The organism is Vibrio sp. Vb0598 (assembly GCF_033338935.1).
Taxonomy (GTDB): Bacteria; Pseudomonadota; Gammaproteobacteria; order Enterobacterales; family Vibrionaceae; genus Vibrio; species Vibrio alginolyticus.
In genome coordinates this window covers 1-1,143 of the sequence record NZ_JAWOTP010000222.1, presented here as the reverse complement: position 1 = coordinate 1,143, position 1,143 = coordinate 1, and the positions used below count along the sequence as shown (strand labels likewise).

At 49.5% G+C, this 1,143-nt stretch carries 1 protein-coding gene; it reads right to left on the bottom strand.

Annotation, left to right across the window (positions count from 1 at the left end; translation table 11 throughout):
- A partial coding sequence (locus R7Q38_RS24240) for an ATP-binding cassette domain-containing protein (RefSeq protein WP_318114622.1) occupies nucleotides 1-1,124 on the bottom strand: 1,124 nt, incomplete at its 3' end.
- Nucleotides 1,125-1,143 lie beyond the last annotated feature (19 nt).

The following is a 1,143-nucleotide window of genomic DNA, read 5'->3' as shown; positions in this document are numbered from 1 at the left end:
ACGCCTTGCGAATAGGTGAGATCGCCGCCTTGCGCTTTAAGTTCACCTGAAAGTAGTTTGATTAAGGTCGATTTACCTGCGCCGTTGCGGCCAAGCAAACCAATACGGCTGCCCGGTACTAAGTTCAGACGAATCTTTTCTAAAATTAGGTTGTCGCCGTAACCTGCCGATACGTCGTCCATCATCATGATTGGATTTGGCAGCGCAGCTGGTTGACGGAATTCAAAGCTGAATGGGTTATCGAACTGCGCGGGCAAGACTTTTTCCATGCGTTCTAGCGCTTTGATTCGGCTTTGCGCTTGGCGCGCTTTCGACGCTTTGTAGCGGAAGCGGTCGATGTAGCTTTGCATGTGCGACATTTGCTTTTGTTGTTTCTCGAACATCGCTTGTTGCAGCATCATTTTTTGCGCACGTTGATTTTCGAATGACGAATAGTTGCCCGTGTATTCGTTCAGCTGTTGGTTTTCTATGTGGATGATGCGACCAACGATCGGATCTAGGAAATCTCGGTCGTGCGAGATCAAGATCAGTGTGCCAGGGTAGTTTTGCAGCCAGCGTTCTAGCCACATTACGGCGTCCAAATCCAAGTGGTTGGTTGGTTCGTCGAGCAGTAGTAGATCGGAACGACACAATAGTGCTTGAGCCAAGTTAAGGCGCATACGCCAACCACCAGAGAACTGAGTTAAGTTCCAGCTCATCTGTTCTTGGCTAAAGCCAAGGCCGTCAAGCAATTCTGCCGCACGGGCACGGATGCTATAACCGCCAATGGTTTCGATCTTGCCGTGAATTTCTGCCACCAGCGTACCGTTGTCTTTTTCTTCGGCAACCGCTAGCTGTTGCTCAAGACCACGGTATTCGCGATCACCATCAATGACGTATTCCAGTGCGCTGCGTTCTAAAGCAGGTGTTTCCTGCGCTACCCACGCCAATTCCCAATGCTGAGGTTGGCTGAACGAGCCCGCGTCAATCGACAGTTCATCTTTCAGTAGAGCAAATAAGGTCGATTTACCACAGCCGTTTTTGCCAACCAGACCCACTTTGTCACCTGGGTGAATGGTTGCCGATGCTTGGTCTAAAAGAGGTTTACCGCCACGCAGTAACTGAATATCAGAGAAGGTAATCATAGGGTTTTTGTTCACTTTG